The sequence below is a fragment of the Magnetococcus sp. PR-3 genome (assembly GCF_036689865.1).
In the GTDB taxonomy this organism is placed as follows: Bacteria; Pseudomonadota; Magnetococcia; order Magnetococcales; family Magnetococcaceae; genus Magnetococcus.
The window spans coordinates 1-14,321 of record NZ_JBAHUQ010000002.1 but is presented as its reverse complement, the minus strand read 5'-3'; the positions used below and the strand labels follow the sequence as shown (position 1 = coordinate 14,321).

13 protein-coding genes are annotated in these 14,321 nt (G+C 50.2%); 11 read left to right on the top strand and 2 right to left on the bottom strand.

Annotation, left to right across the window (positions count from 1 at the left end; all coding sequences use genetic code 11):
- The first annotated feature begins 561 nt into the window (after positions 1 to 561).
- The 3 genes from purD to V5T57_RS01685 all read left to right on the top strand — a co-directional run bounded on the left by purD (position 562) and on the right by V5T57_RS01685 (position 3,098).
- Entirely contained in the window at positions 562 to 1,866 is a 1,305-nt protein-coding gene (purD, locus tag V5T57_RS01695) for a phosphoribosylamine--glycine ligase (protein ID WP_442918161.1), read from the top strand.
- 81 nt (positions 1,867 to 1,947) lie between these two features.
- On the top strand, positions 1,948 to 2,460 hold the full coding sequence (purE, locus tag V5T57_RS01690) for a 5-(carboxyamino)imidazole ribonucleotide mutase (RefSeq protein ID WP_332889420.1): 513 nt from the start codon (positions 1,948 to 1,950) through the stop codon (positions 2,458 to 2,460).
- Positions 2,461 to 2,462: 2 nt separating this feature from the next.
- Entirely contained in the window at positions 2,463 to 3,098 is a 636-nt protein-coding gene (locus V5T57_RS01685; protein ID WP_332889419.1) for an L-threonylcarbamoyladenylate synthase, read from the top strand.
- Here V5T57_RS01685 and V5T57_RS01680 read toward each other — a convergent pair.
- The gene (locus tag V5T57_RS01680) at positions 3,076 to 3,543 is read right to left on the bottom strand and encodes an FxsA family protein (RefSeq protein WP_332889418.1); all 468 of its coding nucleotides are present in this window, start codon (positions 3,541 to 3,543) and stop codon (positions 3,076 to 3,078) included. The genes V5T57_RS01685 and V5T57_RS01680 overlap by 23 nt on opposite strands.
- 306 nt (positions 3,544 to 3,849) lie before the next feature.
- Between V5T57_RS01680 and atpH the strand changes: the two genes are divergently transcribed.
- From atpH to V5T57_RS01640, 8 genes are all read left to right on the top strand, one after another.
- Positions 3,850 to 4,389: an ATP synthase F1 subunit delta gene (gene atpH, locus V5T57_RS01675; RefSeq protein WP_332889417.1), complete on the top strand. Its 540-nt coding sequence runs from the start codon at positions 3,850 to 3,852 to the stop codon at positions 4,387 to 4,389.
- Between the two features lie 6 nt (positions 4,390 to 4,395).
- Positions 4,396 to 5,919 carry a F0F1 ATP synthase subunit alpha gene (gene atpA, locus V5T57_RS01670; RefSeq protein ID WP_332889416.1) on the top strand — a complete coding sequence of 508 codons (1,524 nt, stop codon included), beginning with the start codon at positions 4,396 to 4,398 and terminating at the stop codon, positions 5,917 to 5,919.
- Between the two features lie 28 nt (positions 5,920 to 5,947).
- On the top strand, positions 5,948 to 6,826 hold the full coding sequence (locus V5T57_RS01665; RefSeq protein WP_332889415.1) for a F0F1 ATP synthase subunit gamma: 879 nt from the start codon (positions 5,948 to 5,950) through the stop codon (positions 6,824 to 6,826).
- Positions 6,827 to 6,868: 42 nt separating this feature from the next.
- Complete coding sequence (gene atpD, locus V5T57_RS01660; RefSeq protein ID WP_332889414.1) at positions 6,869 to 8,293, top strand: F0F1 ATP synthase subunit beta; 1,425 nt, start codon at positions 6,869 to 6,871, stop codon at positions 8,291 to 8,293.
- Between the two features lie 11 nt (positions 8,294 to 8,304).
- A complete protein-coding gene (gene atpC, locus V5T57_RS01655) occupies positions 8,305 to 8,718 on the top strand; it encodes an ATP synthase F1 subunit epsilon (protein WP_332889413.1) in 414 nt (137 codons plus the stop codon).
- Between the two features lie 360 nt (positions 8,719 to 9,078).
- Positions 9,079 to 10,491 carry a bifunctional UDP-N-acetylglucosamine diphosphorylase/glucosamine-1-phosphate N-acetyltransferase GlmU gene (gene glmU, locus V5T57_RS01650; RefSeq protein WP_332889412.1) on the top strand — a complete coding sequence of 471 codons (1,413 nt, stop codon included), beginning with the start codon at positions 9,079 to 9,081 and terminating at the stop codon, positions 10,489 to 10,491.
- Positions 10,492 to 10,543: 52 nt separating this feature from the next.
- Complete coding sequence (gene glmS / locus V5T57_RS01645; protein WP_332889411.1) at positions 10,544 to 12,376, top strand: glutamine--fructose-6-phosphate transaminase (isomerizing); 1,833 nt, start codon at positions 10,544 to 10,546, stop codon at positions 12,374 to 12,376.
- Between the two features lie 5 nt (positions 12,377 to 12,381).
- A complete protein-coding gene (locus V5T57_RS01640) occupies positions 12,382 to 13,215 on the top strand; it encodes an alpha/beta hydrolase (protein WP_332889410.1) in 834 nt (277 codons plus the stop codon).
- A 95-nt stretch (positions 13,216 to 13,310) separates the two neighbouring features.
- Here the strand turns inward: V5T57_RS01640 and V5T57_RS01635 are convergent, their stop codons facing one another.
- Positions 13,311 to 13,775 carry a hypothetical protein gene (locus V5T57_RS01635; RefSeq protein WP_332889409.1) on the bottom strand — a complete coding sequence of 155 codons (465 nt, stop codon included), beginning with the start codon at positions 13,773 to 13,775 and terminating at the stop codon, positions 13,311 to 13,313.
- Between the last annotated feature and the right edge of the window lie 546 nt (positions 13,776 to 14,321).

Below are 14,321 nucleotides of genomic sequence, written 5' to 3'. Positions count from 1 at the left end.
TCGTTTTTGCAAGAGAATTCTTTCTGATTTTACCTAAAATCAAGCTTTACATTCGGTCCGTTAGAAACGAGAATATCGAACTTGTTCATGCCGTCTCTTTCCCACGATCGTCGCATCGGGGGTTGATGTTGGTCGCTCCAGCTGCAATGGCGAGAAGCAGGCCTTGAAGAGCGTGTCCGTGGTAAGGGCGGCAACTGGAATAGCAGTCGGCTTATACCCTGCTGTTCTACACTCGGTCGGGAGTGTCAAATACCCCCTCGGGGGCGCGAGCCCGAAGAAGCCACAAGCTTCTTCGGGCTTTTTGTTTTTTGGCCATAAACTTTTTTTTGTTGGCAATGTGTTACACCGGATTGCCCCGGTTGTTGTTTTTGGCTACATTCATGGTGTCTATAAAAACCAGTCCTTAAGGAAATCTGCTTAGATCTCCACACAGTCATGTGTGTTGAGAACCTAGGACACCCATGTTTGTAGGGGGCGTGGTGTCCGCTCTATGGCCAGCTTGGTGGATAGGGTTACAGAGTTTTCCTGTTAACACTTAAAAAATGGAAGATGCAAATGGGCATGAATGTCTTGGTAGTCGGTAGTGGTGGTCGTGAACACGCACTGGTGTGGAAGATCACACAATCCCCTTTGGTGGAGACCGTCTACTGTGCCCCTGGTAATGCAGGTATTGCGCAGTTGGCTACGTGTGTAGATATCTCAGTGGATGATCTGCACGCCATGAAGAACTTTGCATTGGAAAAAAAGATTGAGCTGGTTGTCATTGGTCCAGAAGTACCGCTGGTGATGGGTATGGCGGATGACATGCAAGCTGCAGGTATGAAGGTGTTTGGTCCCGATAAAGCAGCAGCAGCCTTAGAGGGCTCTAAAACGTTGATGAAGGACCTGTGTGATCGCTATAAGGTCCCTACAGCCGAATACCGTACCTTTACCGATGCTGAAGCTGCCAAGGCCTATGTCAAAGGCCAAGGCGCACCTATTGTGGTTAAAACCTCAGGTTTAGCGGCGGGTAAAGGGGCTATTGTCTGCATGACGGTTCCTCAGGCCATGGAAGCGATTGACCGGATCATGGTTCAACGTGAATTTGGCATTGCGGGTGATGAAGTGGTGATTGAGGAGTTCCTGGAAGGGGAAGAGGCCTCATTTCTGGCCTTGGTGGATGGTAAGAATATTCTGCCCCTGGCCGGTTCCCAAGATCACAAAGCGGTGGGTGAGGGGGATACAGGCCCAAACACAGGGGGTATGGGTGCCTATTCGCCAGCAGCGCTGCTGGATGATGATGAGATGGTACGCCGGGTTATGGATCAGGTCATGCAACCCATCGTTGATGGCATGGCCGCCGACGGTATGCCCTATAAAGGGGTGCTGTATGCCGGTTTGATGATCGATAATGGTCGGATCAGAACCTTGGAGTTCAACGCGCGTTTTGGAGACCCTGAGTGTCAACCACTCTTGATGCGTATGAAATCCGACATTATCCCGCTTTTGATCGCTTGTGCCGATGGAACGTTGGATGAGCAGGAAATTGAGTGGGATGCACGTACCGCAATGTGTATTGTGATGGCATCAGGTGGCTACCCAAATGCCTATGAAAAAGGCGTGGCTATAGCTGGGTTGGAAAAAGCCGCTGAGCAAGAGGACTGTGTGGTTTTCCATGCTGGGACACGTAGTCAAAGTGGTCAGGTATTAACCGATGGGGGGCGTGTACTGGGCGTGACCGCGTTAGGTGAAGGTGCCATTGGTGCCCGTGCCAACGCGTATGAAGCGGTGCGTAAAATCACCTGGAAGGATGCCTACTACCGCCGTGATATCGGTTACCGAGCAGTTGAACGTGAAGAAGCGGCCATGGAAGAAGAGGAGGAGTAATCCTCTTAATCTTAAACTGAGCCCCATGGGTCAGTTTGGGTTTTTCCATGTTTTTTAATCATCCAAACCGAGTAGATGCTGATGAGTAATGCCCCACAAATCGCAATTTTAATGGGTTCTGACTCCGATTGGGACGTCATGGCGGAAGCTGGTCGTGTGCTCAAAGGATTTGATATCTCCTTTGAAATGATTGTGACCTCTGCCCACCGAACACCTGAACGAACCCATGCCTATGCCAAATCAGCGGCAGAGCGTGGTATCAAAGGGTTTATCATTGGTGCTGGTGCAGCGGCTCACCTCGCGGGTGTGGTAGCTTCTGAGACCAACCTGCCTGTGATTGGTGTGCCCCTGTCTGCCACAGACCTCAAAGGGATGGATGCCTTGTTGGCTACCGTTCAAATGCCAGGTGGTATTCCTGTGGCTACCATGGCCATCGGCAAAGCTGGTGCAAAGAATGCGGGTATTTTTGCAGCGCAAATGCTGGCCTTGGGTGATGCTGATCTGGCGGCAAAGCTGGTAACTTACCGTACGGATATGGCCGCTGCCGTGGCCAAGAAGAATGAGTCTCTGCAAGCCAAGTTGGCGGATCTGTAAGCATGGCTGACACCGCCCACCTCTATGCCGATGAACAGCTGCAACAGGCTGTGCTGACGCTGGCGGCGGGTGGTGTCATCGCCTATCCCACCGAAACACTCTATGGTTTAGGGGTTGACCCTTTTAACGCCGAAGCCCTGCGGGCGTTAATTACCCTTAAGGGTCGGGCGGAGCATAAAGGTTTGATCCTGCTGCTGCCCGATCCCAGCTTTTTATCAGGCTTGGTGGGGGGCATAACCCCTGTCACCCAGAGATTGATGGATGCCTTTTGGCCTGGACCCCTTACCTTGGTTTTACCTGCGCAGCCCCATCTTGACCCACTCATAACCGGTGGTACCGGTATGGTCGCGGTGCGCCACTCTCCATCCCCATATGTTCAGGCATTATTGAATAAATGGCGCCAGCCTTTGGTCTCTTCCAGTGCCAATGTCAGTGGTAGTGAAGCCAGCCATTGGAGCCCTGAACAGATTATGCAGCACTGGCAAGGGCGTTTGGGTGTGGTATTGCCTGGCCCCTTTGATCTACAGGCCAAACCTTCCACCGTTATTCGTGTGGATCAAGAACAGGTCACGCTTTTAAGACCTGGCGCAATCCGCCAAGAACAATTGGCGCAGATTACTCCAATCGTCGATCATTAGGGCGCTGCTCTTCCTCACGGGTAAACTCTCCTTCAACCACGCCACTTTGTGGATGGTTTGCTTGTTTCCACCCTTTACTTTTGGCGGCCATACTCAAGACAACACCGGCCATGGAGACCCGTAATGGAATGCGGGTAAAAGGTAGCGCCAGTAAAAAACCAACGGCATCCGAGACAAAACCCGGCAGTAAAAGCATTAAACCTGCGAAGAGCAGTAGAACACCATCTACCAGTTGAGCGGCCGGTACCTCACCTTGATCCGCGCGCTTTTGAAGCTTGATCAGCGTTTTTATGCCTTCATGTTTGACCAATGCAATGCCAACGACAGCGGTACCAATGATGGACGCAAAGGTTACCCACCCACCTATTTCATCACCTACCCAGGCGATCACATAGATCTCCAACGCAATGAAAAAAAGGATAAACAAGGGAAGCAAAGCACGCATATAGGGCATCCTGATGCAAAGGTTTTAGAAGTGTTCTTGTTAATATTGGTCCGCTTTAGGTAAATAACAAGCAGTTCGTTGTGGTTTTTATTGTCAATCGATATTAGAATATCTTAATTTTCATCGGAAGACTCGAAGTTTAGCGCTTTTTGATCATAGGCAATATGGTGTTGTGTGAATCCCCCATATTTTGCCGAGTGCCAAAAAAATAGGCCGAATTGTGGTCAAAACATTGAACTTAGCAGCGTAAAATGCTAAACATTCCGGGTTCACCGATTTGCCCACCGACGCGTGAGGACGTTTGCCGTGCACGAAAGCACTTTAGCTAAACGATATGCAACCGCCCTGGCGGAGTTGGCCAGCGAGCTTAATATTCTGGATACCGTCCGGGATGAGCTCAGCCTTTTTCAAAGTCTCTTGGCAGAGACCCCGGAGATGGCTCTAGCAATGGTCGACCCAACCGCCTCCAAAGAGGATCAGCAAAAGCTGATTTCCACCTACCTGGAGCATGCCAAGCCCAACGATATGACGGCGAATTTCCTTCGTCTGCTTATCGATAAGCGCCGTATGGCTCTGCTGCCTGATGTAGCCACAGCTATTCAGCGCGTGGTGGATGAGCGTGCTGGCCGTATTCAGGTGAAGGTCGAGACAGCCAAAGCGTTGACTCAGACCCATCTGAGCAAGCTGGAAAAGTCTTTGGCCGATGTTACGGGCAAAGATGTTTCAGTAGAAGTAAGTGAAAAGCCCGAGCTGCTTGGCGGCTTGGTTATTCGTATGGGCAGCGTCATGTTGGATGACTCGCTGCGCAACCAGTTACACCGTCTCAAAGAGATCATGAAAGGATAAGGGCCGATGCAAGTCAGCGTCGCGGAAATCAGCGGTATCCTGAAGAAACAGATCGCCGAGTACGGTAAAGAGGCAGAAGTCTCTGAAGTCGGCGAAGTTATCGCGGTGGGTGATGGTATCGCCCGTGCTTATGGTCTTGACAATGTCATGGCCGGCGAAATGGTAGAATTCGAAGACGGAACTCAGGGCATGGCTCTGAACCTCGAAGAAGATAACGTTGGTATCGTTATCTTTGGCGATGGTCTCTCCGTTAAAGAAGGTACCGTCGTTAAGCGTACAGGCCGTATTGTGGATGTACCTGTGGGCAAAGGCATGCTCGGTCGTGTGACCGACGGTCTGGGCAACCCCATTGACGACAAGGGTCCGCTTGAGACCACTGAACGTCGTTTGGCGGAAGTCAAAGCTCCTGGCATTATTCCCCGTCAATCGGTGAATGAGCCCTTGCACACCGGTATTAAGGCGCTGGATGGTTTGGTGCCAATCGGTCGTGGTCAGCGTGAGTTGATCATTGGTGACCGTCAGACCGGTAAAACGGCTGTGGCCATCGATACGATCATCAACCAGAAGCGTACCCATGAGACCGATGCTCCTGTGTACTGCATCTATGTAGCCATTGGTCAGAAGCGTTCTACGGTTGCCCAGGTTGTTGAGACCTTGGAGAAGAACGGCGCCATGGCCTATACCACGGTTGTGTCGGCTACGGCTTCGGATCCAGCACCCATGCAGTACTTGTCAGCCTACACCGGCTGCGCCATGGGTGAGTACTTCCGTGACAATGGTATGCACGCTTTGATCGTCTATGATGATCTTTCCAAGCAGGCTACTGCGTATCGTCAGATGTCTCTGATTCTGCGTCGTCCTCCTGGTCGTGAAGCATACCCCGGTGACGTTTTCTACATTCACTCCCGTCTGCTTGAGCGTGCGGCTAAGTTGAATGCTGAAAATGGTGGTGGTTCCTTAACGGCTCTGCCCATCATCGAAACCCAAGATGGTGACGTGGCTGCCTACATCCCCACCAACGTGATCTCCATCACCGATGGTCAGATCTTCTTGGAAACCGACCTGTTCTACTCCGGTATTCGCCCTGCGATCTCTGTGGGTCTGTCGGTATCCCGTGTGGGTGGTTCTGCTCAGGTTAAAGCGACCAAACAGGTTGCAGGTACCCTGCGTCTGGATCTGGCTCAGTATCGTGAAATGGCTGCCTTTGCGCAGTTTGGTTCCGATCTGGATGCCTCCACCCAGAAACTGCTTCACCGTGGTAAGCGTTTGATGGAACTGCTTAAGCAGGGCCAGTACAAGCCGCTGTCCATGGAAGAACAGGTTGCTTCTATCTTCGCCGGTACCAAAGGTTACCTGGATGATGTTGAAGCGGGTGATGTGGTGAAGGCAGAAGCTGAGATTCTCAAGCAGATGCATGCCAAGCACCAGGATATCCTCGATGCCATCCGTACGAATGGTAAGCTGGATAAAGATCTGGAAGCTAAACTGGGTGACGCTCTTACCGGCATCATCAAAGAGTTTCTGGCCTAATCCAACCTTGGTGAGTTAAGGATCAGCCATGGCTAACTTAAAAGCCCTAAAAGTACGGATCGGATCCGTCAAAAATACCCGGCAGATCACCAAGGCTATGAAAATGGTTGCAGCAGCTAAGCTGCGTCGCGCAACCGAACAGGCCGAGTCGGCCCGTCCTTACAGTCAGCGCATGAGCCGGATGATGCAATCTCTGGCTCCTGCCGCTGCTGGACGGGACAACGCCCCTGAGTTGTTGGTGGGGCGTGGTGATGCGCAAAAGATTAATCTGATTGTTTTCACCGCCGACCGTGGTCTCTGTGGTGGTTTCAACAGTTCGATCATCCGCGCAACCCGCACCCGTGTAGCGGAACTGGAAAGCGAAGGCTTTCAAGTTTCTCTGACCTTCATCGGACGTAAAGGGTACGACGTACTCAAGCGTATGTATGGAGATCGGGTGCGTAAGGTCTATACTGAGATGTCTCGCCACATGAGTTTTGAGTATGTGGAAAAGAACATCGTTGAAGACCTGATCAAAGATTTCATGGATGGTGAATTTGACGCCTGTTACTTGGTGTTCAATCACTTTAAATCAGCCATGACTCAGGAGTTAACCTGGGCACAATCCATTCCTCAGCCTATTGAAGAAGGGGCTGATGAGGACGATGCTGGTTATATGTATGAGCCGGATGAAGAGGCGTTGTTGGAAGATCTGCTGCCTCGTAACCTGGCCATTCAAATTTTCCAGGCATTGGCTGAATCTGAAGCTTCTGAGCATGGTGCCCGTATGACCGCGATGGACAATGCGGTGCGTAACGCGGGTGATATGATCAAGAGCCTGCAAACCAAATACAACCGTTCCCGACAGGCGGCCATTACTACTGAGCTCATTGAGATCATCAGTGGTGCTGAGTCCCTGAAAGGTTGATGACGTCGCAGACCGACGCGTAACAAAGCGGAGTTTTTTTAAATGAGCGAAGCACGCACTGGACAAGTTGTACAGGTGGTCGGACCGGTTGTGGACGTCCGCTTCGAAGGTGAAATGCCTTCCATTCTTAACGCACTTCATATGGAGCGCAACGACGAGCGGTTGGTTCTAGAAGTTGCGACTCACCTTGGTGAAGGTACGGTTCGTGCCATCGCTATGGACAGCACTGATGGTGTGGTCCGTGGTATGGAAGTAACCGATACCGGTGCTGCCATTCAGGTTCCTGTTGGTCGTCAGACCTTGGGTCGTATCCTGAACGTGGTTGGTGAGCCCCAGGACGAAAAAGGTCCTGTTGAGACTGAAGAGTATCTGCCTATTCACCGTCCTGCGCCTGCTTTTGCTGAGCAGGCTACCAGTGCTGAGATCCTTGAGACCGGCATTAAGGTAATCGACCTTCTCGCCCCTTATGCAAAGGGTGGTAAGGTTGGTCTGTTTGGTGGTGCGGGTGTGGGTAAGACCGTTTTGATCATGGAATTGATCAACAACGTTGCTCAGGAGCATGGTGGTTACTCGGTATTCGCTGGTGTTGGTGAGCGTACCCGTGAAGGTAACGACCTCTACCACGAGATGGCAGAATCCGGTGTTATCGACCCTGATAACTGGGAAAAGTCCAAAGCTGCTCTGATCTACGGTCAGATGAACGAACCACCAGGGGCCCGTGCTCGTGTGGCGTTGACCGGTTTGACCATTGCTGAATATTTCCGTGATCTTGGCGGCCAGGATGTGCTGTTCTTCGTGGACAACATCTTCCGCTTCACCCAGGCTGGTGCTGAGGTATCTGCACTGCTGGGTCGTATTCCTTCTGCGGTGGGTTATCAGCCTACTCTGGGTACCGACATGGGTGCCTTGCAGGAGCGGATCACCACCACCAAGACAGGTTCGATCACTTCCGTTCAGGCCGTTTACGTTCCTGCGGATGACTTGACTGACCCTGCACCTGCAACCACCTTCTCTCACTTGGATGCAACCACGGTGCTTAACCGTGCGATTTCTGAGATGGGTATCTACCCGGCTGTGGATCCTCTGGATTCTACTTCCCGCGTACTGGATCCCATGGTTGTTGGTGATGAGCACTACCAGACTGCCCGTGAAGTACAGCGTATCCTGCAGACCTACAAGTCCTTGCAAGATATCATTGCCATCCTCGGTATGGACGAACTGTCCGAAGATGACAAGCTGGTTGTGAACCGCGCACGTAAGATTCAGCGTTTCCTCTCCCAGCCTTTCCACGTGGCTGAAGTATTCACCGGTATGAAGGGTGTATACGTTCCTGTTAAGAAGACCGTTCAAGGCTTTAAAGAGCTTTGCGAAGGTAAGTATGACGATGTTTCCGAAGCGGCCTTCTACATGGTCAGCGACATCGATGCTGCCATGGAAAAAGCTGAGAAGCTGAAAGCGGAAAGCTAAGGAGAGACGCTATGGGCGTTACCGTTGATCTTGAGGTGGTTACACCTGAGAAACTGTTGCTCTCCGAAACGGTACAGCTGGTTACCGTTCCAGGTGCCGAAGGCTATTTCGGTGTTCTGGGTGGTCACGTATCCATGCTCTCTTCTGTACGAAGCGGTGTTGTGCGTCTTGGCCAAGGTGATGATGCTCAGCATCTGGCGATCTCCAAAGGGTTTGCTGAAGTACGCCCTGACCGAGTGACCCTGTTGGTGGATCATGCTGTATTTGGTAAAGATGTGGATATCACTGAGGCTTCCAGCGCACGTGATAAAGCGCAGGATGAACTTGATGGTACACCCATTGAGAGTGAAGAGTATAAGCAACTTGCTGATAAGCTTGCCTTTGCCAATGCGCAGTTAGCGGCGAAAGAAGGCGAACTGTTTTAAGCAGATGCTTTAGTTGTATACAAAAAGGGTGATCCAATCGGATCACCCTTTTTTTTGGGTGAATACAGGCGAAACTGATGGTGTATACGGTGATGTTTTAAAAAATGGTTTAAGCGTTATTCGCATAATTGTTTTCAATACGACGTTTTGGTTTATAGGGTGGCTTTTATAGTACATTAAGACGAGAAGATCCTACGTGATTCTGGATCTTTATGACGCAATAAACGGCCAATAGATAAATGCCCAAAACCCAGCTATGATCGTAGTTCAGGCTATTTTTTCCCATGTGTTGTTTCTGTAAACCCTTTAAAATACATGGACCAATGAAATGAATATGTTCCCTTTTTTGTGAGTAATTCCATGTCCCAACAATCGGCTGTGCTCATTCTCGCTGCGGGTAAAGGTACCCGGATGCGTTCAAAACTTCCTAAAGTTCTGCACCCTATTGCAGAAAAGCCCTTATTAGGTCATGTGTTGGATGCTGCGCGGGCTCTTAATCCCAGCCGGTTGGTGGTGGTGATTGGTCATGAGGGGGACCAAATTCGTCAAGCGTTGGATGCAGATGATATTACCTGGGTGGAACAGTCGCCTCAGTTAGGCACGGGCCATGCCGTTCAATGTGCCATGCCCCATCTGGATGGGTTGAAAAATCATCATTTGTTGATTCTAAATGGGGATGTTCCCCTCATACGTACCGAAACCCTTAAACAGTGTTTAGAGAGCCACAGCCAGAGTAAACGTGGGGTGACGGTACTCTCTTGTTTACAGCATCCTCCGACAGGTTATGGACGTATTGTGCGGGATGATGTTGGGGGATTGGAACGTATTGTTGAAGAGAAAGATGCCGATCCTGAAGTTCGAAAAATTGAAGAGATTAATTCCGGTACTTACTGCGTCAGTTTAGATGGGCTACCTGGCTGGTTGTCCAAACTCTCCAATGACAATGCTCAAGGGGAGTACTATCTGACAGATATTATTGCCCTGGCCAACGCTGAACGGGATGAGACCCATAAACATAGCGGTAGCGGAGCGCACTGTCACAGTGATGGCCATGAACTGGCAGGTATTAATAATCGTGTGCAGTTAGCTGCAATGGCGGCTACGTACCGGAACCGCGTGGTAGAAAAGCATATGCTGGCAGGGGTAACCTTTGTTGACCCCAGTTCCTGTTGGGTTGCGTCGGATGTGACCATTGGACAGGACACCATTGTTGCGCCCCATGTTATTTTGGGCCCTGGTGTGCATATTGGAGAAGATTGTAGCATTGGGGCTTTTACTGAAATGCGCCATACGCAGATCGGTCATCAGGTAGAGGTCTTATCTTTTTGCCATTTTGATCAAGCTCAGGTCGCGGATGGTTGTACCCTTGGTCCCTACGCTCGGTTGCGGCCAGGGAGTGTCTTGGAATCCAAAGCCAAGGTGGGTAACTTCTGTGAAGTTAAAAAATCTCTGATTCGTGAAGGGGCTAAGGTGAATCACCTTACCTACATTGGCGATGCTGATATTGGTCGACGTGTTAACGTAGGGGCTGGAACCATTACCTGTAACTATGACGGGGTTAATAAACATAAAACCGTGCTGGGAGATGATGTATTTATTGGCTCAGATACCCAGTTGGTGGCCCCGGTCAATGTTGGGCAAGGTGCGTTTGTTGGGGCCGGTTCTACGGTGACCAAGGATGTTCCAGAAGGGGCTTTAGCACTGACCCGTGCCAAGCAGACCAACTATGAAGGTTGGGCAGAGAAGCGTCGTCAGAGTCTCAAAAAAAAGTAAGCATTATTCATTGATAGGCCATTGCTTGGTAGCAGGCCAGGAGTTGTAGACCATGTGCGGTATCATTGGTGTCATCGGCGAACGTAACGCCACCCCGATCCTGATCGAAGGACTACGACGGCTGGAATATCGTGGTTATGACTCTGCAGGTATTGCGGTGGGGTACCAGGGTGATCTGCATTTGGCCAGAGCTGAGGGCAAACTGGTTAATTTAGAATCAGAACTTTCCCAAACGCCCCGTACCGGTTTTTTGGGTATTGGGCATACCCGTTGGGCCACCCATGGTCCACCGACGATTCATAATGCGCACCCACACCGTTCCGCAAGCGTTGCGGTGGTTCATAATGGGATTATTGAAAACTATCAGGAGCTTAGGCAAGCATTGACGCAAGTAGGGGTCAGCTTTAAATCTGAAACCGATACAGAGGTCATACCCCACCTGATTGAACAGGAGATGAAAGCTGATCCTGATGCTAAGCCCGAAGTTGCGGTGCGTCGTGCCATCCACAAATTGGAAGGTGCTTTTGCTTTGGGTATATTAATCCAGGGTAAAGAGGATCTGCTGATAGCGGCCCGCCGGGGTAGCCCGCTGATTGTGGGTATTGGTGATGGTGAGAACTTTATTGGGTCTGACGCAACGCCCTTGGTACCTTATACCCGACGTATGATCTATCTGCATGATGACGATATGGCGGTATTAACCAAGGATGAAGTGCGGTTAATGGATCTGGAGGGACAATCGGTTCATCGCCCGATAAAAGTGACACAAGTCAGTGCCGATGTGACGGAAAAATGGCCCTATCGTCACTATATGCAAAAAGAGATCTATGAGCAGCCCACCGCCATTGGTGAGACCCTTAAAGAGCTAATCCATCCCGCAGACCGCACCATCTCCATAAGTCAAAATGCTGCAGGTTTGGATTTGACCCAGATTGAGGATGTGACCATTGTGGCATGTGGTACCTCGTGGCATGCGGGCTTGGTTGCCAAGTATTGGATTGAACAGCAGGCCAAAGTACCGGTACAGGTGGATATTGCCTCCGAATACCGTTACCGGCAGCCACCGATGCGTAAAAATGGGTTGATGATTGTCATCTCCCAAAGTGGCGAGACGGCAGATACCTTGGCGGCCATGCGTCATGCCAAGGCGGGTGGTCAAAAAGTGCTGGGTATTATCAATGTACCTGAGTCCACCATTGATCGTGAAGCAGATGCCAGTTTACATACCCATGCAGGACCGGAAATTGGGGTGGCATCCACCAAAGCTTTTACCACACAGCTTACGGCATTGGCCTGTTTTGCGTTGGCTATGGGCAAAGCAAAAGGAATACTGAGTACTAAGTTAGAAAAGCAGTATGTCGAGGAGCTTCAGCAGTTACCTGCCCGTGTTGAGCAGGTATTGACCCATGATGAATCCTTGGAAGCCATTGCCCGTGAGCTGATGCATGCTGGCGGCTTTTTATTCCTGGGGCGGGGGGCCTGTTTCCCCATCGCCTTAGAAGGGGCACTTAAACTGAAAGAGATCTCCTATATTCATGCCGAAGGCTATGCGGCTGGAGAGATGAAGCATGGTCCTATTGCCTTGATAGATGAAGATCTTCCCGTGGTTGTGGTTGCACCCCAAGATGAGCTGTTTGAAAAAGTGGTAAGCAATGTTGAAGAGGTTAAAGCCCGAGGTGGCCGCGTGGTGATGATCACAACTCGGGGTGAAGCTGAGCAACGTATGCCTTCCGATTATACCGTGCCTGTGGTGCCGTGTGGTAACTTTGTGGCCCCCATTCTATATGTGATCCCACTACAGATGCTGGCGTACCATATTGCTGTTCTTAAAGGTACCGATGTCGATCAACCTCGTAACCTGGCAAAAAGTGTCACGGTGGAGTAGACCCTATGCGACTTTCATTATTTGCCCTGCTGCTTCCTCTTTTAGCCTCCTGTGCAGCGGCGCCGGATACCCGCCCTTTGCCCAATCGTGAGGTGTTGGAAGCGTTTTATACCCGGGGTGATCAGACCCAAAGCTATGCGTTAACACCGGTCGAGCAAGCCACAGCTCACGTCATTTTAATGATTGGTGGCAAGGGAACACCACAAATTTCCAGTGTGGGCGACGATCTAGGGGTACGTATAGTCTGGGGCAAAAATAACTTCTTGGTTCGAGAGCGTCATCGCTTGGCGCATCATGGCTTTAATGTCGCCCTGTTGGATGGACCTTCAGATCATGCAACGGATCTGCGTCGGGGTTACCGTACCAGTGATGCCGCCATTGAGGATGTTCAGGGTGTGATTGAAGCCTTAAAGAAAAAAGCGGATCTTCCTGTATGGTTGGTAGGCATTAGCCGTGGCAGTGAGATGGCAGCCTATGTTGGGCAGGCGCTGGATCACCGTGTGGCTGGTGTTGTCTTGCTCTCCGCCATGACTGAAGGGGACTATAAAGGCAAAAATGTTATGGAGGCTTTGGATTTTGATCCCATTCAAAAGCCTGTTTTGGTGGTGCACCATATGCAGGATGGCTGTTTAAAAAGTCGACCTGAAGATATTGAGCCGCTCTTTGAAATTTTATCCCGCAGTGGTCAGGCTGAGATCCAGTGGTATAAAGGGGGTAAAGAGGCTTTAGATGCACCCTGTCAAGGACGCTCCAAGCATGGCTTTTATGGTATTGAAGAAGAGGTTATTGGGGGCATTGGTCGTTTTATCCGCCTAAATGCTCCCAAAATAGCTAAATAGTTCTGCGATCAAACTTTATGTAAAAAAGGCCCTGTATCGCACGGACACAGGGCCTTTTTTTGGTGCAACAGCCATGACCAAACAACATGGCGTGTTTAAGCGGTGGTATCCAGCAAAGATGTAATGGTTGAAACGGTTCGGTTTAAAGCATTGCTATCGTTAAACAGTGTGCTGTATTGCAAGGCATTGGCTTGGGCCAGTAGTTGTGAGGTGACCGGATCTGTGCTCAGAGAAGAAGCCGCTTTACCATAAGCGGTTAGCGCCAGTAGATCGTTGGTCGGACTGCTCTCCAAGTCCAAGGTCTGTTGCAGCAAACTTAATGGGGTGCTGTTGAATGATGCCGTAATACTGGCCAGGTCACTGGAGGTGATAAAAAAGTCACCATCGGTATCCAGTGCAGAGAAGCTCTCATAGGAGAAGCTGCTGTCCATCACGGAGATGCCTTGGCTCTCGCTGTTGTAATCCTCGAGCTCCGTTAAGCGACTGGTGCTCTCATCCGTGCCCTGGGTCAAGGTGTAGTAGGACTGGCTAAGGGAGACCACTTGAGAGAGGGTAGTCATGACGCACTCCAACTGCGTTGGTGGTTTGTTCGAATAGAGGATTGTATAAGTAAAAAATCCCCTTATCTTTTTTATCGTCTATTCGAATAAAAGACTTTAGAAAAAAAAGAGGTGTGTGTTGTTTTTTTCTAAATAAAGGCGGTCTCTTTTGGCTCAAAGCATAGAAAGAAAGAGAAAATAGAGCGTAAAAACAGCTGACTAACATTATTTAGACGTCCCAAAAATGGAGTCTGCTCTTTGTGTTGTAAACCAGGGAAATAAGCTAGAGAAGATACCCTCACCCGATCGTTATACAGCTTGTATTGTGGGGGTGTTTCCAACGGTATCTATGCAAACGACTCATACAGAGCGACAGACCTTCGTGCATTGAAGGCAGAAATAAAGCTGTATGGGGTACAAACATGAGGTAAGCAGAGGATTAAAAAGGGTACAACGACAGCACCCATTAAGCCCGCATAAGTATTGGATCGATCAGCGGCTATGAAAGCGTTAAAGCGCGTCACTTTGGGTTGCTTATCCTTTGCAGCGCTCTAGGGCGACTGCTAT